The organism is Reyranella sp., from assembly GCF_965227665.1.
Taxonomy (GTDB): domain Bacteria; phylum Pseudomonadota; class Alphaproteobacteria; order Reyranellales; family Reyranellaceae; genus Reyranella.
On record NZ_OZ245767.1, the window covers coordinates 1,964,257 to 1,988,600 of the forward strand.

20 protein-coding genes and 1 tRNA gene are annotated in these 24,344 nt (G+C 66.3%); 14 read left to right on the top strand and 7 right to left on the bottom strand.

The features are described from left to right. Positions 1-64 precede the first annotated feature (64 nt). From ACO07I_RS09500 to ACO07I_RS09535, 8 genes are read left to right on the top strand one after another with little or no spacing between them, the layout of a single operon-like run. On the top strand, positions 65-1,075 hold the full coding sequence (locus ACO07I_RS09500) for a glutamate cyclase domain-containing protein (protein ID WP_422016637.1): 1,011 nt from the start codon (positions 65-67) through the stop codon (positions 1,073-1,075). 35 nt (positions 1,076-1,110) lie between these two features. Further along, a complete protein-coding gene (locus tag ACO07I_RS09505; protein ID WP_422016639.1) occupies positions 1,111-2,139 on the top strand; it encodes a glutamate cyclase domain-containing protein in 1,029 nt (342 codons plus the stop codon). Between the two features lie 22 nt (positions 2,140-2,161). Continuing rightward, positions 2,162-3,739: an ABC transporter substrate-binding protein gene (locus tag ACO07I_RS09510; protein ID WP_422016641.1), complete on the top strand. Its 1,578-nt coding sequence runs from the start codon at positions 2,162-2,164 to the stop codon at positions 3,737-3,739. Between the two features lie 42 nt (positions 3,740-3,781). After that, positions 3,782-4,732 (top strand): ABC transporter permease, encoded by a 951-nt coding sequence (locus tag ACO07I_RS09515; RefSeq protein ID WP_422016643.1) that lies wholly within the window; start codon positions 3,782-3,784, stop codon positions 4,730-4,732. A 1-nt stretch (position 4,733) separates the two neighbouring features. Beyond that, positions 4,734-5,633: an ABC transporter permease gene (locus tag ACO07I_RS09520; protein ID WP_422016645.1), complete on the top strand. Its 900-nt coding sequence runs from the start codon at positions 4,734-4,736 to the stop codon at positions 5,631-5,633. Beyond that, entirely contained in the window at positions 5,630-6,616 is a 987-nt protein-coding gene (locus ACO07I_RS09525; RefSeq protein WP_422016647.1) for an ABC transporter ATP-binding protein, read from the top strand. The genes ACO07I_RS09520 and ACO07I_RS09525 overlap by 4 nt, the downstream gene beginning before the upstream one ends. Further along, positions 6,613-7,587 (top strand): ABC transporter ATP-binding protein, encoded by a 975-nt coding sequence (locus ACO07I_RS09530; RefSeq protein ID WP_422016649.1) that lies wholly within the window; start codon positions 6,613-6,615, stop codon positions 7,585-7,587. The genes ACO07I_RS09525 and ACO07I_RS09530 overlap by 4 nt, the downstream gene beginning before the upstream one ends. Further along, on the top strand, positions 7,580-8,887 hold the full coding sequence (locus ACO07I_RS09535; protein ID WP_422016651.1) for an NtaA/DmoA family FMN-dependent monooxygenase: 1,308 nt from the start codon (positions 7,580-7,582) through the stop codon (positions 8,885-8,887). Before ACO07I_RS09530 ends, ACO07I_RS09535 begins: the two co-directional genes overlap by 8 nt. Before the next feature lie 258 nt (positions 8,888-9,145). Here the strand turns inward: ACO07I_RS09535 and ACO07I_RS09540 are convergent. Both ACO07I_RS09540 and fghA read right to left on the bottom strand, forming a co-directional pair. Further along, a tRNA-Leu gene (locus tag ACO07I_RS09540) sits at positions 9,146-9,230 on the bottom strand. A gap of 84 nt (positions 9,231-9,314) precedes the next feature. After that, positions 9,315-10,154, bottom strand: coding sequence for an S-formylglutathione hydrolase (gene fghA / locus ACO07I_RS09545; protein WP_422016653.1), 840 nt, complete (start codon positions 10,152-10,154; stop codon positions 9,315-9,317). Between the two features lie 196 nt (positions 10,155-10,350). On the opposite strand from fghA, the gene ACO07I_RS09550 reads away from it, so the two are divergent. The 6 genes from ACO07I_RS09550 to tldD all read left to right on the top strand — a co-directional run bounded on the left by ACO07I_RS09550 (position 10,351) and on the right by tldD (position 19,527). After that, positions 10,351-12,702 carry a Tex family protein gene (locus tag ACO07I_RS09550; RefSeq protein WP_422016655.1) on the top strand — a complete coding sequence of 784 codons (2,352 nt, stop codon included), beginning with the start codon at positions 10,351-10,353 and terminating at the stop codon, positions 12,700-12,702. A gap of 297 nt (positions 12,703-12,999) precedes the next feature. Beyond that, positions 13,000-14,283: a hypothetical protein gene (locus tag ACO07I_RS09555; protein ID WP_422016657.1), complete on the top strand. Its 1,284-nt coding sequence runs from the start codon at positions 13,000-13,002 to the stop codon at positions 14,281-14,283. A gap of 117 nt (positions 14,284-14,400) precedes the next feature. Next, a complete protein-coding gene (locus ACO07I_RS09560; RefSeq protein ID WP_422016659.1) occupies positions 14,401-15,942 on the top strand; it encodes an AMP-binding protein in 1,542 nt (513 codons plus the stop codon). 58 nt (positions 15,943-16,000) lie between these two features. Beyond that, positions 16,001-16,972 carry a zinc-binding dehydrogenase gene (locus tag ACO07I_RS09565; protein ID WP_422016661.1) on the top strand — a complete coding sequence of 324 codons (972 nt, stop codon included), beginning with the start codon at positions 16,001-16,003 and terminating at the stop codon, positions 16,970-16,972. Between the two features lie 10 nt (positions 16,973-16,982). After that, complete coding sequence (locus ACO07I_RS09570) at positions 16,983-17,906, top strand: NADP-dependent oxidoreductase (RefSeq protein WP_422016663.1); 924 nt, start codon at positions 16,983-16,985, stop codon at positions 17,904-17,906. Between the two features lie 259 nt (positions 17,907-18,165). After that, positions 18,166-19,527 carry a metalloprotease TldD gene (tldD, locus tag ACO07I_RS09575; RefSeq protein WP_422018207.1) on the top strand — a complete coding sequence of 454 codons (1,362 nt, stop codon included), beginning with the start codon at positions 18,166-18,168 and terminating at the stop codon, positions 19,525-19,527. Between the two features lie 93 nt (positions 19,528-19,620). Here tldD and ACO07I_RS09580 read toward each other — a convergent pair whose 3' ends face one another. The 5 genes from ACO07I_RS09580 to ACO07I_RS09600 all read right to left on the bottom strand — a co-directional run bounded on the left by ACO07I_RS09580 (position 19,621) and on the right by ACO07I_RS09600 (position 24,341). Further along, complete coding sequence (locus tag ACO07I_RS09580) at positions 19,621-20,607, bottom strand: ketopantoate reductase family protein (RefSeq protein ID WP_422016665.1); 987 nt, start codon at positions 20,605-20,607, stop codon at positions 19,621-19,623. A gap of 1 nt (position 20,608) precedes the next feature. Continuing rightward, positions 20,609-21,154 (bottom strand): hypothetical protein, encoded by a 546-nt coding sequence (locus tag ACO07I_RS09585; RefSeq protein WP_422016667.1) that lies wholly within the window; start codon positions 21,152-21,154, stop codon positions 20,609-20,611. Between the two features lie 20 nt (positions 21,155-21,174). Next, positions 21,175-22,029 carry a VOC family protein gene (locus tag ACO07I_RS09590; protein ID WP_422016669.1) on the bottom strand — a complete coding sequence of 285 codons (855 nt, stop codon included), beginning with the start codon at positions 22,027-22,029 and terminating at the stop codon, positions 21,175-21,177. 14 nt (positions 22,030-22,043) lie between these two features. Continuing rightward, positions 22,044-23,408, bottom strand: a complete 1,365-nt coding sequence (locus tag ACO07I_RS09595; RefSeq protein WP_422016671.1) for a glutamate--cysteine ligase — start codon at positions 23,406-23,408, stop codon at positions 22,044-22,046. Positions 23,409-23,552: 144 nt separating this feature from the next. After that, complete coding sequence (locus tag ACO07I_RS09600; protein WP_422016673.1) at positions 23,553-24,341, bottom strand: 16S rRNA (uracil(1498)-N(3))-methyltransferase; 789 nt, start codon at positions 24,339-24,341, stop codon at positions 23,553-23,555. Between the last annotated feature and the right edge of the window lie 3 nt (positions 24,342-24,344).

Below are 24,344 nucleotides of genomic sequence, written 5' to 3' on the forward strand. Positions count from 1 at the left end.
GTCGGATCACCGGCCGAAGCGCCCAATCCGACTCTGACAGCGAGAGGGGATCGTCATTCTCGACATGGTAGGAGAGGCCGTCGACCGGCTGATCACGATCGAAGCCAAGAACCACGGCATGCCGCACGGCATCCTGCTGCCGATGTACCTCGCGGCCCGCAAGGTCGCAGGCGACAAGCCGGTCACGATGGCGGCGGCCAAAGGCCTGCAGAAGGTGCTCGGCAAGGGCGACGTCGTCTTCATCATGACCGGCGCGGGATACGAGCCCACCATGCCCAAGGGGGAGAGCGACGGCCCGCCGGGCGCCGCCTCTCTCGCGCGCATCCTCTATCGCGGCCTCGGCGCCGTCCCGGTCTTCGTGAACGAGGCCTGCCATGCCGATCCGATCGTGGCCTCCAGCGAGGCCGCCGGCCTGATGGTGAAGCCGTTCGAGCAGGCGCGCGATCGTCATCTCGGTGCTGCCATCGAGAACGCACCGGAGGACCAGTCCAAGATCGACGCGTGGATCGCCGAGATCTACGCGAAGTACCAGCCCAAGGCGGTCGTTGCAGCGGAACGCCTCGGCGCCGGGGCCGACGGCAACGTCCATACCGCGACCGGCCTGCCGCTTACCGGCCCGGAGTCCAAGTTCCAGGGCTGCGTCGACATCGGCGGCGTCGTCACCGAGGCCAACAAGCGCGGGATCTTCTCGGTCGGGATCGGCGACCATGGCAACGAGCTTGGCTTCGGCACGATCTACGACACGGTCGTCGAGACCATGCCCAAGGGCAAGGCGCTCGCCACCGTCGTGAAGACCGACGTCGTGATCCCGGCGATGATGTCGAACTGGGGCTGCTACGGCATCGAGGCGTGCCTCGCCTATCTCCTGAAGAAGCCGCAGCTCATCCATTCGCCGGATATGGAAAAGCGCATCGTGCAGGCCTGCCTCGACGCCGGCGGCCTCGAGGCGATGTACTGCACGACAGAATTCCTGGTCGACGGCCTCGATGGCGAGACGTCGATGGCCTGCATGCAGTTCCTGTCCAACATCGTGCGCAAGAATCTCGAGCCGCCCGACGCGGGCCTCACGCATTGATCGAAAACTTCAAACTGACTTTGTAGAGGCAAATCATGGCTATCGACGAGATCGTCGGCGATTCAATCGACCGCGCCATCAACATCGAGATGCGCTTCCGCGTGGGACTGCCGCGCGGCGTCACCTATCCGCTCTACGAGGCGGCGCGCACGAAGCAGAAGAAGCCGCTCGCGTGGCTGGCGGCCAAGCTGCTGAAGGACTCGATCAAGCCCGGCGACAACGTGTTCGTCATCACCGGCGCGGGAACGCCGCCCGGCCTGCCCGCCGGCGAGACCGATGGCCCCCCGGGTGCGGCGGCTATTGCACGTGCGATCGAGTTCGGCCTGGGCGGCAAGCCGATCCTGATCAGCGAAGAGCGCAACATGCCGGCGGTCATCAAGTCGACCGAGGCGGCCGGCCTCGCCGTCTACGACGAGGCGCTGTTCAAGCAGCGCCGCTCCTGCGCCATGGCGATCAACTTCCCGCTTGGGGATGCTGCCGGAAAGAAGGCCGCGGCCGCACTCATCAAGAAATACAAGCCGGCCGCGATGGTGTTCATCGAGAAGGTCGGGCCCAACATCAAGGGCGTCTACCATTCGATCATGGGCACGCCCCGCACGCCGGACAAGATCGCCAGTGCCTACCATCTGGCGGACCAGGCCAAGACGGCCGGCATTCCCACGATCGGCATCGGCGATGGCGGCAACGAGATCGGATGCGGCGTCATCAAGGAGGCGGTGGCGGCGATCCAGCCGTTCGGCAAGGACTGCGGCTGCCCCTGCCACGGCGGCGTTGGCACGGTTACTGAATGTGATGTGCTGGTCTTCGCTGCCGTGTCGAACTGGGGTGCCTACGGCATCGCGGCGGCGCTGGCCGGCCATTTGGGAGACCGCGAGATCCTGCACGACGAAGCGACGGAACTCCGGATCGTGCAGGCGAGCGTCGATGGCGGGGCGATGGACGGGGCCTATTCCCGCCTCATCCCCTACGTCGACGGCACGTCGGACAAGATGCAGGCCGCGTTGATCACGATGCTTCATCAGATCGTCGAGAACGGGCTGAAGGAATACGACCGAGGGTTCTGAAATCTCATACTTGGGGGCAGCCATGACCAAAGGGTTCCGGATGACGAGCGGCCAGGGAAGCAATCGGGGCATGACGCGTCGCGGCTTCGGGGCGGGCGCTCTCGGTGCAGGCCTTATACTGGGCACAGGCCGCGCGCCTGCGCTGGCACAGGGCAGGCGCGACCTGCGCGTCGGCACCTGGGGCGGCGAGTTCGGCAATCTCAGCCCGGTGATCCGCTCGGACATCCAGGGAAGCCTGGTGATGTACAACGTGTTCGACGGGTTGGTGAGCATCAACTACAAGGACCGCGCCATCGTACCGAACATGGCGCTGGAGTGGAGCAACCCCGATCCGCTGACCTGGCGCATCAAGATTCGCGAAGGCGTGAAGTGGCAGAAGGGCTTCGGCGAATTCACCGCCGAGGACGTCGTCTATACCTTCGAGTTCCACATGTCCTCGAAGAGCTTCCAGATGGGAACCGCGCTGTTCCCGATCGACACGGTGAAGAGCGACGGCAAGTACGTGGTCGAAATGAAGACCAAGCAGCCGTTCGGCGCCTTCCCCGGCGTCACCATGGGATACGGCGGCACGATCATCTCGTCGAAGGCGCACAAGGAGATGGGCAACGACGCCTACAGCGCCACGCCCGTCGGCAACGGCCCCTTCCAGATCGAGAGCAAGAAGGGCACGGAGATCGTGCTGGCCAGGCATCCCGACTACTGGCGGCCGGGCTTCCCCAAGCTCGACCGCGTCGTCTATCGCGCCATCCCCGACTCGACCACCCGCCTGCAGGCGCTGCAGAAGGGTGAACTCGACTTCGTGACCCATCCCGATCCCAAGGACATGAAGGCCCTGCGCAAGGACGCGAAATACACGATCAATTCGACGCCGGGCTGGTCGTGGGACTACCAGCAGTTCAACCTCAAGGCCAAGCCGGACGCGCCCTACCAGAACAAGCTGGTGCGCCAGGCGATCTCCTATGCGATCGACCGCGAGGCGATCGTGAACGAGATCTACTACGGCGAGGCGATCCCCACCGACAACCAGATCCCCGCCGGCTACATGGGCCATCGTCAGCCGATGCTGAAGTACCCGAAGAACGGCGACCTCAAGAAGGCCAAGGAGTTGATGGCCCAGGCCGGCGTGAAGGGCTACGAGGTCGAGGTCATCACCTCCGACAAGGACTGGCTGCGCAAGGAGCTCGAGCTGGTCGCCGCGATGGTCAGCCAGATCGGCATCACCTACAAGATCAAGAGCATGGACATGGGCGGCTTCAACAGCCTGTGGCTCAACAAGAAATTCGACCAGCATCTCGAAGACATCACCCTGGTCGCGCCCGACCCCGACGCGACGTCGTGGTGGTTCCTGAACAGCAAGGGAAACGCCTCAGGCTACAGCGTGGCGTCGATGGACGCGATGCTGGACGGCGCGCGCAGCGAACTCGACCCGGCCAAGCGCGAGGCCATGTACCACAAGATCGTCGACACGACGCTCGAAGAATGCCCGATCATCTATCACTGCAACACGAACAACATCCAGATCTACAACAAGAAGCTGGTGGGCTTCGAACCGGCGCCGCAGGAATACACCGAGAAACTCGACGCGGTCTCGTGGTCCTGACGCTGCAAACGCTCCTGACGCCGCACAAGGGATAGTCTGGCCATGTGGTCCTATCTCGGACGTCGCCTGATTCAGGTGCCGCTGGTCCTGCTCGTCGTGTCGCTGATGACGTTCGCCATCACGCGCGCGACGCCGGGCGATCCGGCGACGATCATGCTGGGCATGCAGACGTCGCCCGAGGCGGTGACGGCAATGCGCGCGGAGTTCAACCTGGACCGTTCGCTGCCCGAGCAGTACGCGCTGTGGATCGCCAAGGTTGCGACCGGCGATCTCGGCCGGTCGATGCGCCTGAACGATCGCGTCACGACCCTGATCGCCGAGCGGCTGCCGATCAGCCTGCAGCTGGCCTGTGCCGGCATGCTGTTCGCGCTCGCGGTCTCGATCCCCCTGGGTGTGATTGCGGCGCTGCGGCGCAACAGCTGGATCGATTATCTCTGTACCGGCTACACGGTGATGGGCTTTGCCGTGCCGAATTTCGGCCTGGCACTGATCCTGATCTACGTCTTCTCGATCCAGCTCGATTGGCTGCCGATCACCGGCATCGGCTCATCCGAGGCCGAGGCAGGCGGTTTGTGGAAGCGCTACAGCCCCTTCATCCTTCCCGCCGTTGCGCTGGGCGCCCTGCAGACGGCGATGCTGACCCGCCTGCTGCGCTCCAGCATGATCGACGTCCTGTCGCAGGACTACATGCGCACCGCACGCGCCAAGGGCCTGCTGCCCGCGACCATCGTGATCATTCATGCGCTCAAGAACGCGATGATCCCCTTCGTCACCATGGCCGCCGTCCAGTTCGGCTACATGATCGGCGTCCAGGTGACGATCGAGTACATCTTCGCGGTGCCCGGCATGGGCTCGGCGGTGCTGAATGCCGTGGTCAACCGCGACTTCCCGGTGATTCAGGGCTTCACGCTGGTGATCGCAGTCTTCTTCCTGCTGATGAACATCTTCGCGGACATGATGTACGCGCTGCTCGATCCGCGAATCCGGTACTGAGATGGCCGACGCGCGCGCCCTGCCCCTGCAATTCCGCGGCTCGCTGGCGCTGGCCGTGCAGCAGTTTCCGCGCAACCGCGCCGCCACGGTCGGCCTGGCGATCCTGCTCACGATCTGCTTCGCCGCCGCCTTCGCTCCCTGGGTCGCGCCTTACGATCCGATCCAGATCAAGCTCTCGATGAAGCTGAAGCCGCCGTCGTTCGAGCACCTCATGGGCACCGATCATTTTGGCCGCGACGTGTTCTCGCGCATGCTCTGGGGCGGACGCACCTCGCTCTCGGTCGGCCTGCTGGTCGTGGGCTTCGCCTTCGTGCTGGGCGTGCCGCTCGGTCTTGCGTCGGGCTATTTCGGCGGCAAGGTCGACAATGCCCTGATGCGGCTGGTCGATGCCTTCCTCACCTTCCCGCCGCTGCTGCTGGCCGTGGCGCTGGTCGGCCTGCTGGGACCCGACATCAAGAACGTGATGCTGGCGCTGGGCCTCGTGCAGGCGCCGATCCTGGCGCGCATGGTGCGCGGCAGCACCCTGGCCGTGCGCGAGGATGTCTATGTGACGGCCGCCCGCGCGCTGGGCGCCAGTCCGCTGCGCATCGTGCTCTCGCATCTGCTGCGCAACATGGTTTCGCCGATCGTCGTCCAGCTCACCGTCGTCTTCGCGGCCGCCGTCGTTTCGGAGGCATCGCTCAGCTTCCTGGGCTTCGGGACGCAGCCGCCGGCGCCCAGCTGGGGCCGCGACATGAGCGAAGCCCGCCGCTTCCTGGGCGACGCGCCGTGGATGTTCCTGGCGCCGACCTCGATCATCGCGGTCTGCGTCCTCAGCATCAACTTCATGGGCGATGGTCTGCGCGATGCGCTCGACCCGCGCGCCTGGCGCACGCGCCGCAGCGTGGGAACCGAATCATGAGCCTGCTGCGCGTCCGCAACCTCCACACCCGCTTCGCCACGGATCGCGGCGACGTGCGCGCGGTCAATGGCGTGTCGTTCGATCTCGAAGAGGGCGAGATCCTCGGGCTGGTGGGCGAAAGCGGCAGCGGCAAGAGCGTGACGGCGCTCTCGATCATGCGGCTCGTGCCCGAGCCGCCGGGCCACATTGCCGCCGACAGCCTGGCCTTCGACGGACGCGAGCTGCTGGGCCTCAGCGAAGCCGAGATGCGCGAGGAGCGCGGCTCGAGCATGGCGATGATCTTCCAGGACCCGATGCGCTCGCTCAATCCCGTGCTCACCATCGGACGGCAGATCACCGAGGTGCTGCGCCGCCACCAGAAGCTCGACAAGCCGGCCGCGAAGCGCCGCGCCATCGAGCTGCTGGAGACGGTCGGCATTCCCTCGGCGGAGAAGCGCCTCAGCGCCTATCCGCACCAGTTCTCCGGCGGCATGCGCCAGCGCGTCATGATCGCGATCGCGCTGTCCTGCAATCCGCGCCTGCTGATCGCCGACGAGGCCACGACCGCGCTCGACGTCACCATCCAGGCGCAGATCGTCGACCTGGTGAAGCGCCTCACGCACGAGCGCGGCACCTCGGTGATCTGGATCAGCCACGATCTCGGCGTCGTCGCGGGCCTCTGCGACAAGGTCAACGTCATGTATGCGGGCAACGTGGTCGAGTCCGGTCCGATCCGCGAGTTGTTCCACCGCCCCAGCCATGGCTACACGCTGGGCCTCATGGGCTCGACGCCGAGAGTCGACGGCACCGGCGTGCGCCGCCTGACTCCCATCGAAGGCATGCCGCCCAGCCTGATCGAGCCGATCCCGCTCTGCCCGTTCCTGCCGCGCTGCCGCGTCGCCGTTCCCGCGTGTCAGACGGTGCCCCCGGAACGCCGCGATTTCGGGGGGAATCACTGGGCCCGCTGCCTCGCGGATCTGGCACCGGGAGATCGGGCGTCATGAGCACGCTGCTCGAAGTCGAGGATCTGGAAGTCCATTTCGGCCGGCCGGACGCGCCGGGCACGGTGAAGGCCGTCGACGGCGTCTCGTTCAAGGTCGAGAAAGGCCGCACGCTGGGACTCGTGGGCGAGTCGGGCTGCGGCAAGTCGACCACCGGCTATGCGATCCTGCAGCTCGTACGCGCGACGTCGGGCCGGGTGCTGTTCGACGGCACGGATCTTCGCCAGCTGGGCCGGCGCGACCTGCGCCGCATGCGGCGCAAGCTGCAGATCATCTTTCAGGACGCACACGCCTCGCTCAACCCGCGCATGCCGATCGGCGATCTCGTGGGCGAGGCGCTCGACATCCACGGCCTGTTCCGCGGTGGCGCACGCGCCGGCCGCATTCGCGAGCTGCTCGACATGGTGGGCCTCTCGGGCTCCCTGTTCGAACGTTATCCGCACGAGCTGAGCGGCGGCCAGGCACAGCGGGTCGCGATCTGCCGCGCCCTCGCCGTCGAGCCGGACCTGATCATCTGCGACGAGCCGGTATCGGCGCTCGACGTGTCGATCCAGGCGCAGATCGTGAACCTGCTGCAGGACCTGCAGGAGCGCCTCGGCCTCACCTACATCTTCATCTCTCACGACCTCAGCGTCGTGCGGCACATCAGCGACCAGGTGGCCGTAATGTATCTCGGCAAGATCGTCGAGATGGCGGGCAAGGAGGAGATCTACACCGCGTCCGCCCATCCCTACACCAAGTCGCTGATGTCGGCGGTGCCGGTGCCCGATCCCGACATCGAAACGCAGCGCAAGCGCATCATCCTGAAGGGCGACCTGCCCAATCCGGCCAACCCGCCGTCAGGCTGCCGCTTCCGCACGCGCTGCCCGATCGCCATCGCAGAATGTGCCGCCGTCGACCCGCCGCAGTATCCGCTGGGCGTCGGTCACTGGGCCAAATGCATCCGTCTCAATGGAGTACACCCGCATGCCTAAGCCGTTTCATCTCGCCTGGTTCCTTGGCCAGAGCTTCGCCTCCAAGAACTGGCGCTCGATGTGGGCCGGCAGCGCGTCCGACGTCCAGCGGTGGATGATGCCCGACCTCTTCATCGACCTCGCCAAGGGGATGGAGCGCGGTTGCTTCGACTACATGATCATCGAGGACTCCTCGAACGTGCCCTATACCTACAAGGGCAACCACGATACCTACCTGCAATACGCGCAGGGCACGCCCAAGCTCGACCCGCCGGTCCTCGTGCCATACCTGGCACAGCACACCACGCATCTCGGCCTCGTCCCGACGCTCTCGGTTTCGGAGTACCCGCCCTATCTCGCGGCGCGCCTCATCAATTCGCTCGACCATGTCACCGAGGGCCGTATCGGCTGGAATTGCGTCACCGGGAGCAACGACGGCACCGCGCAGAACTACGGCCACGAAAAGCACCGGCCGCATGACGAGCGCTACGAGGTCGCCGACGAGTTCGCCGACGTCGTCACCAGGCTCTGGGAAGCCTGGGATGAGGATGCGGTCGTGCTCGATCGCGACACCCCGATGTTCGCCGACGGCAAGAAGGTCCGGCCGATCAATCACGAGGGCAAGTATTTCAAGGTGCGCGGCCCGATCAACGCGCCGCGCTCGCCTCAGGGACGGGTGCCGATCTGCCAGGCGGGGGGCTCGGCGGCCGGCAAGATGTTCGCGTCGAAGTGGGCCGACACCATCATCACCGAAGGCTCCAACGTCGCGAAGATGAAAGCCTATCGCCAGGAGGTGCGCAGCCATGCCGCCTCGATCGGCCGCAATCCGGACGATATCAAGGTGCTATTCCTGTGCTCTCCGATCGTCGACACGACGATGGAAGCGGCGCGCGAGCGGCGCCGGCTGCAGCAGGAGGATTCGTTGAAGTACGTCGACATGCAGCTGGCCGGGATGTCGCGACTGACCGGCATCGACTTTTCCAAGTTCGATCTCGACGAGAACCTGCCGCTCACGCTGACGACCAACGGCCACCAGTCCTCGCTCGCCCGCTGGCTCGGCAAGCCCCTGCGCGAGATCGTGCGCGGTTACGCCGCCAAGGGCAGCCTCGATTACACCGGCACGCCCGAGCATGTGGCGGGCGTGATGCGCGAGGTCATGGAAGAAGTGGGCGGCGACGGCTTCCTGATCTCCGATACGCCCATCGACCGCCGCGGCGTGATGGAGGTCTGCGACGGGCTGGTGCCGGAGCTGCAACGCCAGGGCCTGACCCGCAAGGCCTATGCCCACAAGCATCTGCGCGACAACCTGTTGGAATTCTAGAGCGCGAGGTCACCAGGCTCGCTCCCGCGCACCTCGGCCACACGCTCCAGCGGAAATTCGGCAGCGGCCCTGAAGCCCGTGGTCGGCTCATTGCCGGTTGGGCTGTCAGGGCCGTGAGCCGTGCAGGGAACGTCGATCCGGGGGGGGGGCAAACCGGCTCTGGCCGCGTCAGGTTCCAGGCTGGATGCAGCTCGTGAGGCTTGATCGCCTTGGCGCCAATCGCTCACAACCCGCGGGGCTGCCTGCATTCTGGCGAAGTGGTACCCCCGGTCGGGCTCGAACCAACACTCCGTGAGGAACCTGATTTTGAGTCAGGCGCGTCTACCAATTCCGCCACGGGGGCACACAGTCGTGCGCCGGGAATAAAGCCGAAGGGTGGAACCGGGTCAACTGCGCTTCCTGCGTCCCCTGCCCCTGCTGGCAGAACTCAGGCGCGCAGCCTCTCGGCGTGCCATCTCAGATGGTCTTCGATGAAGGTCTGGATGAACCAGTAGGAATGGTCGTAGGCCTCGTGCCGTCGCAAGATCAGCTCCTGTCCGGCGCTTGCGGCCGCCGCTTCGAGCGCGTCGGGCCGCAGCTGGGGTGCGAGGAACTGGTCCTTCAGGCCCTGGTCGACGAGGATCGGGCCTGCGAAACGGTTCCCCTGCTTCAACAGCTCGCTCGCATCCCATGCCGCCCAGCGCGCACGTTCCGGGCCGAGATAGTTGCCGAAGGCCTTTTCGCCCCAGGGCACGGCGACGGGATTGCAGATCGGCGCGAAGGCCGAGACGGACCGGTAGGCCTGCGGATTCTTCAAGGCGACCACAAGGGCGCCATGGCCGCCCATCGAGTGACCGAACACGCCGCGCCGGGCCGCATCGACCGGAAAGGTCGCCTCGACCAGTGCAGGCAGTTCGCGCGTCACATAGGAGTACATGCGATAGTTCCGCCGCCACGGCTCGGCCTCGGCATCGAGGTAGAAGCCCGCGCCCGTGCCGAAATCCCAGTCGTCCTCCTCGCCCGGCAGGCCGAGACCGCGCGGGCTCGTATCCGGCGCCACGAGCATGAGACCGAGCTCGGCGGCATATCGCAAGGCATTTGCCTTCATCATGAAGGTCTCTTCCGTACAGGTGAGACCCGCCAGGAAGTAGAGCGCCGGGAGTGGCCGCGCCGACGCGTTCGACGGAACGAACACCGAGAACCTCATCTCGACGCCGATCTCCGTCGAGGCATGGCTGTAGAAGCCGATCGTCCCGCCGAAGCAGGCCTGCTCGCTCCGCGTCGTCATCCCGGCCATCTGCTCACCACACTCAACGGCTACACGGCCTTCTGAATACAGGAAGGCGGTGCCGAGCACAGCGCTTTGGAAGCCATTGTGCAAGCGAACAATCAGCTTGAAGTCCCACAGGCGCGCCGTTCATATCCGCGCCCCGGAGTGGCACCGTGTGCGCTCCCGTCTCTCTCATTCGACCCAGAGGTGTTACTTGGCGGTATCCATCCAGGCGCGCATTGCCGGAGAACTCGGGGTCAAGGAACAACAGGTCCAGGCCACGGTCGAGCTGCTCGACGGCGGCGCGACGGTCCCCTTCATCGCGCGCTACAGGAAGGAAGTCACCGGCTCGCTCGACGATGCCCAGCTCCGCACGCTCGAGGAGCGGCTGGTGTACCTGCGCGAGCTCGAGGCAAGGCGCAAGGTCATTCTCGACTCCGTGCGCGAGCAGGGAAAGCTCGATGCGACGCTCGAAGCGGCGATCCTGGCGGCCGACACCAAGGGCCGCCTCGAGGACATCTACCTTCCCTACAAGCCCAAACGCCGCACCAAGGCGGAGATCGCCAAGGAAGCGGGACTCGAGGCGTTGGCCGACCTGCTGCTCGGCGATCCGACCGTCGATCCGCTGGTCCGCGCCGAGCCCTTCGTCTCGGCCGACAAGAACGTCGCCACGGCGGCGGCGGCGCTCGAAGGCGCGCGCGCCATCCTGGTCGAGCGCTTCGCCGAGAACGCCGACTTGATCGGGGCGCTGCGCGAGGAATTCTGGGCCAACGGCCGGCTGGTTTCCAAGGTCCGCGAGGGCAAGCAGGAAGCCGGCGCCAAGTTCAGCGACTACTTCGACTTCTCCGAAGCGCTGGCCAAGATGCCCTCGCATCGCGTGCTGGCCCTGTGCCGCGGCGAGCGCGAGGAAATCCTCGGTCTCACCGTCGAGCCGGACGATCCCGCGACGCGTCCGCCCGCGGCGCAGATGGTTCCCAGCGCCTACGAGCTTCGCATCATGCGGACCTACGGCATCTCCGACCAGGGGCGGCCGGGTGACAAATGGCTGACCGACACGGTGCGCTGGGCGTGGCGCACCAAGATCACCATCATGCTGTCGATCGACCTCCGGCTGCGCCTCTGGACGGCGGCGGAGGAAGAAGCTGTGCGGGTCTTCGCCTCGAACCTGCGCGACCTGCTGCTCGCCGCGCCGGCCGGCACGCGGCCGACCCTCGGGCTCGATCCGGGATACCGCTCGGGCGTGAAGGTCGCGGTCGTCGACGCCACCGGCAAGGTGGTGGCGACCAGCACGATCTATCCGCACGAGCCGCAGCGCCGCTGGGACGAATCGCTCGCCATCCTGGCGAGGCTGGTGCGCGAGCATAAGGTCGAGCTGATCGCCATCGGCAACGGCACCGCCTCGCGAGAGACCGACAAGCTCGCCATCGAGCTGCTGAAGGGTCTCTCCGACCTCAAGCTGCAGAAGATCGTGGTCTCGGAAGCCGGAGCCTCTGTCTATTCGGCGTCGGCCTATGCGTCGGAGGAACTTCCCGGCCTCGACGTGACCCTGCGCGGCGCCGTGTCAATCGCGCGCCGGCTCCAGGATCCGCTGGCCGAGCTGGTGAAGATCGATCCCAAGTCGATCGGCGTCGGCCAGTACCAGCACGATCTCAGCGAGTTCAAGCTGTCGCGTTCGCTCGACGCCGTTGTCGAGGATTGCGTGAACGGCGTCGGTGTGGATCTCAACACGGCATCGGCACCGCTGCTGGCGCGCGTCTCCGGCATCGGCACGTCGCTGGCCCAGAGCATCGTCTCCCACCGCGACACCAACGGCGCCTTCCGGTCGCGCAAGGCGCTGAAGGACGTGCCGCGCCTCGGACCCAAGGCCTTCGAACAGTGCGCGGGCTTCCTGCGCATCCCCGGCGGCGAGGACCCGCTCGACGCCTCCGCGGTGCATCCCGAATCCTATCCGGTCGTCCACCGGATCCTGGAGGCGACCAAGAGCAAGATCGATGCCGTGCTGGGCAATGCCGCCGTGCTGCGCGCCCTGTCGCCGAGCGCGTTCGTCGACGAGCGGTTCGGCCTGCCCACCGTCACCGACATCCTGCGCGAGCTGGAGAAGCCGGGACGCGATCCGCGCCCGGCCTTCAAGACCGCAGAGTTCAAGGCCGGTATCGAGACGCTGAACGACCTCGAGCCCGGCATGATCCTCGAAGGCGTCGTCACCAACGTGGCCGCCTTCGGCGCCTTCGTCGATATCGGCGTCCACCAGGACGGTCTGGTGCACGTGTCGGCGCTGTCGAAGACCTTCGTGAAGGATCCGCGCAGTGTGGTGAAGCCGGGCGACATCGTGCGCGTCAAGGTTCTGGACGTGGACAAGCCGCGCAAGCGCATCGCCCTGTCGTTGCGGCTCGACGACGAGGCCGGCAGCCAATCTCCACGCTCCAACCGTCCGGAAGCCGGCGGCGCGTCCCGGCGCGATCAGGCCCGCGTTAAGTCGGCTAAGCCCAGCGCTCCCGCCAGCGCTCCCGGTAGCGCATTGGCCGACGCTTTGCGCCGGGCCGGTGTCGCCGCTGGCCGGAAGTGAACGCACTCAGCCCCTAAGGAACGGCGAGCCTTCCTCACTCCTACGGAAGTGGGGACAGCTCGCCCGACGGGCTGAGCCGAGCATTCGCCGCCGGTGTTGCCATCGGCGCGGCGGGGCAACGCGCGCCCGCCGATACGGCAAGACGCCCGCGTGATTGTCGCGGAGTGTGCGAATTCCCACAGACCGCCCTTCCCCTCGAACGATAGAAGATTGCGACGGCCGGGCTCGACGGACACCAGACACTCCGATCGTGCTGGTTCCCCGGCCGGTAACGACACACGCAATCGGGGAGCGGTCATGCCCACATTCCTGCAAATCGCCCCACTCGTCAGTGTGGCGTTGCTGGCGCTCATTATGCCGGTGTGCATTTTCATCGCCCGGAACAACGTTCGGAGTTTCCGCAGCCTCATCGTCGACGATCTTTCGAAGCTTTTCAGTTTCGCGAAGGGACAGGGTGGAACACCCTTGATCGTGCCGTCGTTCGAGTTGGTGAAGTACAAATATGACGAGGCCCGCGATCCCATCTCGGTTCGGAGCTGGGCCCTGCCGGTCCTGCTGTTCGTTACGCTCTCGATTCTGGGCTTCTATTTGGCCTTCGCGCCGCTCCAATGGTCAGACTTCTACGCCCACAGCTTCTTTCTCTCAGGGGGAGCTCGCCAATCCAGCCCGCCGGAGCTCGTTGGCGTGCTCGTCTTTTGCTTCCTTGGAGGCTATGTCTGGAGCGTTCAGTATCTGATACGGCGCGTGGCCAACTTCGATCTCCGGCCACTCTCCTTTATCCGCTGCACCCTTCACATTCTGCTCGGCAGCTTCGTCAGCGCGGCGGCCTGGCACACCGCCAGTAGCGTTGGCGGAGAGTCTCTCAAGCTGGCGGCACCCCTGGCCTTCCTGGTGGGACTCTATCCGACCCTCATGCTCGACAGGCTGATGGCTCACTTCTCTTACTTGCAGATGAGGCGTGTGAGCGAGGCGACACGGAGGCTCTGCGAGGAGGTCCCCTTGGATGCGATCCTGGGGATCGATCCCTACATCAAGTTCAGGCTGGCGGAATTCGAGATCGAGGACATCCAGAATCTCGCGACCACGAACCCGATCCAACTGTTCGTAGAGACCCCCTACGGACTGTACGAAGCGATCGACTGGGTCGCCCAGGCGCAGCTGATATTGGCCGTAGGCCCCGCGAAGACCGGGCAGCTTCGCCAGCTCGGCATCAGGACCCTGTTCGATCTCGAACGCGCTGTCTTCAACACCGCGGCGCGTGTCCGGATAGCGTCGATCCTGTTGCCGGAACTGTCGTCCGAAGAAGCTGCGGCGATCGAGAAATCCACACCGCCCTACACCCATCGAGACAAGGCGGACGAGTGCCGGAACGATCGCGCCAAGCAGCCGCCATGGTGGGCCAACCCGCTCCAATGCGGCAGCAGCGAAGTCATCCTTGATTGCCGTGAACCGCTCGAGGCCCTGGTGGCAATTCTGCGGGACGACCTGCACGTCATGCGGCTGCGGCAGATCTGGGACGTGGTCCGGGATCGCCTGGAGAAGCGGCCGCATATCTGCCCGCCCGGCGCTGCGCCAGGGTGATGCCCTCGACGCGCGAGGCCCGTAGAGAAGGTGAACTCAGGCACGGATAGCAAGCCGACCAGCGGAACTGGCACAACGCTTGCGAGTGTTGTGCCGGTCGGCTCTTATGCGGCCGTCATGCATCCCTATCATCACGCCCGCACCCATCCCGACAAGCCCGCCTACATCATGGCCGGCAGCGGCGAGACGGTGACCTACCGCCAGCTCGACGAGCAGTCCAACCGCATCGCGCAGCTCTTCCGCTCGCTCGGCCTGCAGGCCGGCGATCATGTCGCGATCTTCCTCGAGAACAACCCGCGGTTCTTCGAGATCTGCTGGGGCGCCCAGCGCTCGGGCCTGGTCTACACGGCGATCAGTTCGCGCCTCACCGCCGCCGAGGTCGACTATATCGTCACCGACTGCGGCGCCCGGCTGTTCGTCACCTCCAAGGCGCTGGCCGACAAGGCGGCCGACCTCGTGCCGCTGATGAAGGGCGCGCCGCACCGCTACATGATCGACGGCACGATTCCCGGCTACGAGGCTTGGGAGGACGCGGTCGCGCGCTTCCCTGCGACTCCGATCGCCGACGAGACGGCCGGCCACGACATGCTCTATTCGTCGGGAACGACGGGCCGGCCCAAGGGCGTCATGCCGGTGGTCGAGAAGCAGCCGATCGACTTCGACAATCCGCTGCTGGCGGTCAGCCGCAGGCTCTACGGCATCGACAGCGACACGGTCTATCTGTCGCCGGCGCCGCTCTATCATGCGGCTCCGCTGCGCTTCAACATGAGCGTCATGCGGCTGGGCGGCACCTCGGTGATCATGGAGCATTTCGATGCCGAGGAATATCTGGCGCTGATTGCCAAGCACCGGATCACGCACACCCAGGTCGTGCCGACCATGTTCGTGCGTTTCCTCAAGCTCCCGGACGAGGTGCGCGCGAAGTACGACGTCTCGTCGCTGAAGTGCGCGATCCATGCCGCCGCGCCCTGTCCGATCCCGACCAAGGAAGCGATGATCCAATGGTGGGGCCCGATCATCTGGGAGTATTACGGCGGCACCGAAGGCAACGGCCTCACCATGTGCAACGCCCAGGAATGGATGGCGCACAAGGGCACGGTCGGCCGCGCCATCATCGGCAAGCTGAAGATCTGCGACGACGAGGGCACCGAGCTGCCGACCGGCGAATCCGGCACCGTCTATTTCGCCGAGGGTCGTCCCTTCGAGTATCACAACGACCCGAAGAAGACCGCCGAGTCGCGCCATCCCAAGGGCTGGAGCACGCTCGGCGACGTGGGCTATCTCGACGCCGACGGCTTCCTGCACCTGACCGACCGCAAGGCCTTCATGATCATCTCCGGCGGGGTGAACATCTACCCGCAGGAATGCGAGAACCTGCTGATCAACCATCCCAAGGTGATGGACTGCGCCGTGTTCGGCGTGCCCAATCCGGACTTCGGGGAGGAAGTGAAGGCCGTCGTGCAGCCGCGCGACATGGCCGACGCCGGCCCCGCGCTGGCCGAGGAGCTGATCGCCTACTGCAAGCAGCACCTCTCCGCGATCAAGTGCCCGCGCAGCGTCGACTTCGAAGAGGAGCTGCCGCGCCATCCGACCGGCAAGCTCTACAAGCGCCTGCTGCGCGACCGCTACTGGCAGGGCATGGCCAGCAAGATCGCGTAGACGGTCGCCGGCCTCCGCCGATGTGCTAAGGGTATCTCCACAGTTCAGGGAGGTCACCATGAAGGCAGCCGTCGTCACCGATAAGGGCGTCCAGTTCACCGACGCCCCCAAGCCCGTGCCCAAGGCGGGCGAGATCCTGATCAAGGTGAAGGCGGCGTCGCTGAACCGCGCCGACCTCGCGGTAGCGTCCGGCCATTCGCACGGCCGCATCGGCGGTCCCGGCACCATCGTGGGCCTCGAATGCGCCGGCGAGGTCGAGGCGGTCGGCCCTGACGTGAAGGACTTCAAGCCGGGCGACAGGGTCATGAGCGCGGCGGCGGGTGGCTTCGCCGAATACGCCGTCACCGATTCCGGCCGCGCCCACAAGATCCCCGCGAACAACATGAGCTATGAGCAGGCCGCCTGTATGCCGGTCGCCGTTCAGACCATGCACAACGCCCTGGTCGGCGCCGGGCGCCTCAAGAAGGGCGAGACCGTGTTGATCCAGGGCGCCAGCTCGGGCGTCGGCCTGCTCGGCATGCAGATCGCCAAGATCATGGGCGCCTCCGTCGTGCTCGGCAGCTCGACCAACGACGGCCGCCGCGCGCGACTGGGCGAGTTCGGCTGCGACGTGGCGATCGACACACGTGATCCGAAGTGGCCGGACAAGGTCAAGGAAGCGACCGGCGGCAAGGGCGTCGACCTGATCGTCGACCAGGTCTCCGGCGGCGTGATGAACCAGAACATGGAGGCCGCCGCCATCCTCGGCCGCATCGTCAATGTCGGCCGGCTGGGCGGCATGAAGGGCGAGTTCAACTTCGACCTGCATGCGCTGAAGCGCATCGACTATATCGGCGTCACCTTCCGCACCCGCAGCCCCGAGGAGGTCCGCGACATCGTGCAGGCCGCCCGCGAGGATCTCTGGCCGGCCATCGAGGACGGCAAGCTCAGCCTGCCGATCGACAAGACCTTCCCCCTGTCCGAGGCGGCCGCCGCGCTTGCGCACATGAAGGCGAACGCTCATTTCGGCAAAATCGTCCTGGTGGTCTGAGAGGTCCGTCATGAAAGCCGCATACATCGAAAAATTCGGCGGACCCGAGGTTCTGATCGTCGGTGACCTCCCCGATCCCGTCGCCGGCCCGGGCCAGATCGTCGTCGAGACGGTGGCAGCCAGCATCAATGGCGCCGACGCGAAAGTCTGCGCCGGCGAATATCCCGGTCAGCCCCGCTTTCCCTTGAGCCTGGGACGCGACTTCTCCGGCGTCGTCGCGACGCTTGGCGATGGCGTGTCGGACTTGCGTGTCGGCGACGCGGTGTTCGGTGTCCTGGAAACCGGCCGCGACGGCACCTATGTCGAGAAGCTGGCAATTGGCGCGGCCATCGTTGCGAGGAAGCCAGAGACGCTCACGCATGTCGAAGCCGCGGCCTTGGCGCTTATTGGCCTTACGGCTTTGTGCACCATCGAAAACGCCCTGAAGCTGCAGAAGGGCGAAACGATTCTGATCCAGGGCGGCGCTGGCGGCGTGGCGAGCTTCGCCATTCAGCTCGCCAAGCATCTCGGCGCCCATGTCATCACCACGGCAAGCGCTGCCAACGCGCCGTATCTGCGCGAGATCGGCGCCGATCAGGTCATCGATTGCAATTCGACCGACTTCACCAAGGCGGCAAGCGATTGCGATGCCGTGTTCGATACCGTGGGCGGCGACGTCGCGATGCGATCGTTTTCGGTCCTGAAGCCTGGGGGACGCGCCGCCTTCATCGCCTCGGGGGCCCAGGCCCCCAAGCCCGACCGCGGCGATGTCACCGCCTTGCGGCCCGCCGTTCCCCGCACCCGCGCGCACCTCGAGCGCATCGTGGAGCTTCATCGCATCGGCGCCGTTCGCGTACCTCCCATCACTGAATTCAGTCTGGCCCAGGCGGCGGATGCGCTGCGGGTCAGTGCCAGCCGTCACCTCAAGGGCAAGCTGGTACTCAAAACGCGGTGAGCGTCGCTTGCACGCAGGAACGCCAATGCCCATTTTGAAGAGATCGTATTGGTCGTATGAGGCTATTGTCGTCCTGAGCGCAGCGAAGGACCTAGCCTCACAACCATCGGAGTGTCTGTAGCTGGCGCTAGGTCCTTCGCTGCGCTCAGGACGACATAGAGAGAAGGTGTGCCCCATGAGCAAGTCGATCAACCATCTCGCCACCGCCGACGGCCTGTTCTTCGGCAAGGACGGCCTCGACAAGCGCAAGACCGAGAAGATGGTCGACGACGCGCTGGCCGGGACCGACGATGGCGAGCTGTTCCTCGAATATGTGCAGAGCGAGAGCCTGTCGTTCGACGACGGCAAGCTGAAGAGCGCGTCCTACGACACCTCGCAGGGCTTCGGCCTGCGCTCGGTGGCGGGCGACGTCACGGGCTTCGCCCACGCCTCGGCGCTCGACGAGCAGGCACTGAAGCGCGCGACCGAGACGGTGAAGACCGTTCGCTCGGGCCGCGGTGGTACGTCCGACGAGTCGCCGCGCGGCACCAATCGCCTCCTCTATGCCGACGACAATCCGATCGACGGCGTGCCCTTCGCCCAGAAGGTCGCGCTGATGCAGGAGATCGACGCCTATGTGCGGGGCAAGGAGCCCAAGGCTCGCCAGGTCTCGGTCTCGCTGTCGGGCTCGTGGCAGGTCGTGGAGATCGTGCGCGCCGGCGGCTGGCGCGCCGCAGACGTGCGTCCGCTGGTGCGGCTGAACGTCAGCGTGGTCTGCGCCGACGGCACACGCATGGAGGCCGGCAGCACCGGCAGCGGCCGCCGCGCCGCCTATGGCGACATCTTCCTGCCGTCCTATTGGCAGAAGGAGGCCGACGAGGCGATCCGCCAGTCGCTGGTCAACCTCGATTCGATCGACGCGCCGGCCGGCGAGATGCCGGTCGTGCTGGGCGCCGGCTGGTCGGGTGTACTTTGGCACGAAGCGGTCGGCCACGGGCTGGAAGGCGACTTCCACCGCAAGAAGACCTCGATGTTCAGCCACCTGATGGGCGAGATGATTGCCTCGCCCGGCGTCACCGTAGTCGACGACGGCACCCTGAACGACCGCCGCGGTTCGCTCACCATCGACGACGAGGGCACGCCGACGCAGCGAAACGTCCTGATCGAGGACGGCCGCCTGGTGGGCCTCATGCAGGATCGCATGAACGCGCGACTGATGGGCGTGAAGCCGACCGGCAACGGCCGCCGGCAGGGCCACGCCCACGCGCCGATGCCGCGCATGACCAACACCTTCATGCTGGGCGGCGACAAGGACCCGAAGGAGATCATCGCCTCCGTCAAGAAGGGCCTCTACTGCGCCAACTTCGGCGGCGGCCAGGTCGACATCGTCTCGGGCAAGTTCGTGTTCAGCGTGACCGAGGGCTACCTGATCGAGGACGGCAAGATCGGCCGCCCGGTCAAGGGCGCCACCTTGATCGGCGCCGGCTCCGACGCCCTGACCCGCGTCGGCATGGTCGGTAACGACATGTCGCTCGATCCGGGCATCGGCACCTGCGGCAAGGACGGCCAAGGCGTCCCCGTCGGCGTCGGCCAGCCGACCCTGCGCATCGACGCCCTCACGGTGGGCGGCACCGCGACCTGACTTGAGATTGCCCTTCAAACTCCTCTTCCCCGATGGGGAAGAGGGACACGAGGGGCACTCGCTACCGCTTCTACTTTTTCGCGGCGCCCCTGTTCAGGACCGGTATAGGCCCTTCGATTCGGCGAGGCTGACGCAGATCGATTCGATGGCGTCGAGCGTGGGCGTGTCGAGGCCGGCGCTCCGCGCAAAGGCAAGGGGCGCACGCACGATCGACTCGATTTCCATCGGCCGGCCGCCTTCGTAATCCTGCAGGATCGAAGGCCGGTGATCGGGATAGACACGCTTGGGCCCGTAGCGGACCTCGGGCGAATCGTCGAGCACGACGCCGTTCGCGGCGGCGATGGCCAGCGCCTCGGCATGGGCGCGGCGCGCCAGGCGATTGACCATCGGCGTCGCCTGGATGGTCGTGGGCTGGCGCAGGATGAGGCAGAGCGTCGAGCCGGTGAAGTTGGCCATCAGCTTGTGCCAGATGTCGTAGCGGATGTCGGTGGTCGAGGGCGAGGAAATGCCCGCCGCGATCAGGGTTTCGCGCAGCTTGAGGATCCGCGGCGTCTGACCGTCGTCGGGCTCGCCGACCCACAGCACGTTACGCTCTGGCGAGATGTTGCGCACCACGCCGGGCTCGATCACGTGGTTGGACGAGGTGATGACGCCGCCCAGGGTGCGGTCGAAGCCGACCGTCTTGAGCAGCGCACCGCCGGGATCGAGCCGCGACAGATCGGGCGCCGGAGGCCGGTCCTTGCCCAGCCCGTGGCCGTACCACCAGGGAATGCCGTTCTGCGCGAAAACCACCGGCGTGCCGGGACCCAGAAGCGGCGCCACCGTGTCGGCGATCGCCGAGAGGCTGGAGGCCTTCAGGGTCGAGATCACCACGTCCTGCGGGCCGAGATCGGCCGGACTGTCGCTGGCGGCGACCCTGGCGACGATCGTCTTGTCGCCGGTCAGCAGCGTCAGGCCGTTGGCGCGGATCGCCTCGAGATGCGGGCCGCGCGCCACGACCGAGACCTCGTTGCCGGCCGCCGCGAGGCGCGTCGCATAGTTGCCGCCGATCGCGCCGGCGCCGAAAACGCAGATACGCATCCTAGTTCTTTGTCTCCGCGAACCGCAGCGAGTTCAGGAAACGCGCCGCCGCGGCCTTCGTCTCCTCGTCGTTCTTCGCCGTCACCAGCAGACGGTAGAGCCGATCCTTCACGATGTAAGTGCGCATCATCACCAGCGCCCCCTGCTGGTCGGCGATGTCGAGCGCGTAGCCGTCCCAACCCTGCAGGATGACCGGCTCGTCGAGGACGTACTTGAACGTGGCACGGGGAAAGGCTTTCTCGGCCTCGCCGCGCCCCAGTTCGCGCGCCATCTCCTTGCTGTCCTTCGACGAGAACCAGCCCGGCTCGTAGTCGACAAAGTCGAAGTCGAACATCTCGTCGGCGCGCTTGGAGGCCCACGCGACCCTCTCGCCGGCATGGCCTGTTTCCTTCTCGGCCGCCGAGCTCTTGTTGACCGGTGCCGGCATCTCCAGCCGGAAGCGCAGGTCGGGTCCGACCACGGTCTGCCACTGGTCGGGCTGGGCGTAGCTGACCGTCGGGACGGCCGACAGCGCCGGAGCCGTGAAAACGAACGAACGACGGGTCATGCCAGGACTCTTGAAAAAACTCATACGGGGGGCACCAATTCTTCGCGGCCGGACCAGTCCCAGGCCAGCCCGGTGCGCGAGACGCCGAGCAGCACCCCGTGCAGTTCCTTCGGATGGATCCAGCCGCCGTCGGGATCCGTCACGGGATCGGATCCGCGCGGTGTGTAACGCGCACCGGCGTCGAGCAGGCGCTGGCGCACGTTCGGCCAGTCGTGGACCTCGACGTAGCACATATAGAGCGAGTCGCCGTGCTTGTGCGCGTAGCGGCCCATCGCATGGACGTTGTCGGTGACCTGGCTGAGTTCGATGCGGTCGAGCCGGTTGGGTGGATCGAACAGAGTGAGCGTGCCGATATAGCCGAAGCGCTCGCTGCCGATCTCGCTGAAGCGCGCGGGATCGAGACCGAACAGCCCGGCATAGACCGCGGCGACGCGGCGCCAGTCGCTCATCAGCGTGTTGGTGGTCTCGTAGAGGAACGATACCGGCCCGACCCTGGGGCGATAGGTACTCTCGGAAATCACCATCGGCAGGCCGAAGGTCGTCTCGGGAGACAGATAGAGCTGCTCGTTGTCGAGATCGTAGGGAATGCCGAGACCTTCCCAGCGCTTCACCATGCCGTCGAGGTCGGCGGTGCAGTAGCCGGCGGTCATCAGACCCTCGCCGCGCCGGCTCAGGAAATCCTGGGTGGAGCCTGCGCCGTCGGGCTCGCAGAGCTCGAACTCGCTCTCGCCGACGGCGAGGATGGTGCGCTTGGCCGATAGGTGCCGGCTATGGTCGTGCCGCGACACCTGGCTGCCGAGCAACTGGCCGAAGCGCTGCGCCGCCTTGGCGGCGTCGTGCACGGCGATCTGGACGCGGTCGCAACGATCGAGCATGTCGCGACCTTACCTCAGTAGGCACAGTCGCGGAACAGCGCCGCGAAGGACCCTTTCCATTCACCATGCCACTTGGCGAGGAGTTCGTCGGCCGGCGCCTGGCCGCTGGCCACGGCGCGGTCGAGCGGCGCGAGGTACATGGTCTCGTCGGCGCCGTCGGCATTGAGCTGCTTGCGCGCGCGCAGGCCGGCATGGGCAATCTCGACGACGTCGCGTGCCAGTTCCGACAGGACACGGCCGCGGAACATCGTGGCGAGGCCCGACTTCGGCGTCTCGGCGCGCAGGAAGTCGTGGTCTGCCGTGCTCCAGTCCTTGACCAGGTCCCACGCCGCATCGAGCGCGGCCTGGTCGTAGAGCAGTCCGACCCACAGCGCCGGCAGCGCATTGAGCGCGCCCAGCGGACCGGAGTCGGCGCCACGCATTTCGAGGTAGCGCTTCAGCCGCACCTCGGGGAAGGCCGTGGTGATGTGATCGGCCCAGTCGTTGATCGAGGGCAGTTCGCCCGGACGCGCCGGCAGCCGGCCCTTCAGGAAGTCGCGGAAGCTCTGGCCGGACGCGTCGATGTACTTGCCGTCGCGATAGACGAAGTACATCGGCACGTCGAGCATGTAGTCGACGTAGCGCTCGAAGCCGAACCCCTCCTCGAACACGAAGGGCAGCATGCCGCAGCGGTCGGGATCGGTGTCCGTCCAGATGTGGCTGCGGTAGCTCTTGAAGCCGGCCTCCTTGCCCTCCTTGAAGGGCGAGTTGGCGAACAGCGCCGTGGCGACCGGCTGCAGCGCCAGCGAGACACGGAACTTCTTCACCATGTCGGCTTCGGAGGCGAAGTCGAGGTTGGTCTGCACGGTGCAGGTGCGCAGCATCATGTCGAGACCGAGCGTGCCGACCTTCGGCATGTAGTCGCGCATGATCTTGTAGCGGCCCTTGGGCATCCAGTGCATGTCCTCGCGCGTCCACTCGGGCGCGAAACCCAGACCGATGAACGACGCGCCGATCTCGCCCGCGACCTGCTTCACCTCGTCGATATGCAGAGCGTTCTCGGCCGCCGCCTCGTGCAGGGTCTCGAGCGGCGCACCGGACAGTTCGAATTGGCCGCCCGGTTCCAGCGTGATGCTGGCCTTGTCGCGCAGGAGCGCGATCGGGTTGTTGCCCTCGATCACCGGCTCCCAGCCGAACCGCGTCAACCCTTCGAGCATGGCGCGGATGCCGTCGGGCCCGTCATAGGCCAGCGGCTTCAGGGTCTTGGTGTGGTAGCCGAATTTTTCGTGCTCGGTGCCCATGCGCCACTGGGCGCGGGGCTTGTTGCCGGCCGCGAAGTACTCGATCAGCTGCCGCCGATTTTCGATCGGCGCGCCGCCGCCCGACGGAGGTGCGGACATACGATCATCTCTCCCTGATCGCTCCGCGCCTTGTGAGGGCCTCGGGAGCGGCGCGGTCGCATGAGAAAACCTCACGCGAGCCCGCGGCTGGTTCATCCTGTTCGATTCGCTCTCTCCCACATCGCCGGGGGCCTGCGCAAGCGCTCAGACGGTAACCCTGGAGGCGCGATAATCGCCGCTGAGACGCGGTGTCGGGCGCCGCCAGTCCCCGACCAGCGCCTGCCAGCATGCAAGCGCTGCCAGCGCCGCGGTGTCGGCCCGCAGGATGCGGGGACCGAGCCCCACCGACGTTACATCCTTTATGCGACGGAGCGCCTGAAGCTCGATTTCGGCGAAGCCGCCCTCGGGACCGATCACGATGGCCCAGGGCGCCGCGCGCGCCGCTTCGTCGAGGCCCGACAGCGCCTCGGCGATCGGCGGCCCGCCGCCGGTCTCGTCGCACATCATCAGGCGCCGCCCCTCCGGCCAGCGGTCGAGCAACTTCCCGAGATCGACCGAATCGCGTACGTCGGGGACGGTGAGCCGCTCGGTCTGCTCGGCCGCCTCGATCGCATTGGCGCGCAGGCGGCCGACATTGACGCGCTCGACGGCCGTGTGGCGCGTCACCACCGGCTGCAGGACGGAGACGCCCAGCTCGGTCGCCTTTTCGGCGATATAGTCGATGCGGGCGCGCTTCACCGGCGCAAAGCAGAGCCAGACGTCGGGCTCGGGGGTCTGCTCGCGCGTGCGCTCGCCCAGTTCGGCGACCGCGGACTTCTTGCCACGGGACGACAGGGTGCCGCGCCATTCGCCGTCGCGGCCATTGAACAGCAGCAGCGGCGCGCCGTCGGGCCGCCGCATGACGTTGCGCAGGTAATGGACCTGCGCCTCGTCCAGCGCGACCTCGCCGCCGGCCGCCAGGTCCGCCTCGACGAAAAGACGTGCCGCACTCATCTA